This window comes from Bacillus sp. RIT 809 (assembly GCF_016892495.1).
Lineage (GTDB): Bacteria > Bacillota > Bacilli > Bacillales > Bacillaceae_G > Bacillus_A > Bacillus_A cereus_U.
The window spans coordinates 1-299 of sequence record NZ_JAFEMR010000084.1; the positions used below are offsets into that span (position 1 = coordinate 1).

Below are 299 nucleotides of genomic sequence, written 5' to 3' on the forward strand. Positions count from 1 at the left end.
ACTGTTCATCAATATAAGTTTCCGTGTTTCGTTTTCGTTTAGTTTTGAGAGTTCAATATAAGTATTGACTCTTAAATAGGAATATGATATAAATAAATTCCGCAATTTGTATGGGCCTATAGCTCAGCTGGTTAGAGCGCACGCCTGATAAGCGTGAGGTCGATGGTTCGAGTCCATTTAGGCCCACCATACATTTTACGGGGCCTTAGCTCAGCTGGGAGAGCGCCTGCCTTGCACGCAGGAGGTCAGCGGTTCGATCCCGCTAGGCTCCACCAAAAAGCTATTTTATATAGCAAATG

At 44.1% G+C, this 299-nt stretch carries 2 tRNA genes; both read left to right on the top strand.

Features of this window, described 5'->3' with window-relative positions:
• The first annotated feature begins 112 nt into the window (after window positions 1-112).
• Window positions 113-189, top strand: a tRNA-Ile gene (locus tag JTF23_RS27570).
• Window positions 190-199: 10 nt separating this feature from the next.
• Window positions 200-275: transfer RNA gene (locus JTF23_RS27575), tRNA-Ala, on the top strand.
• Window positions 276-299: the final 24 nt, after the last annotated feature.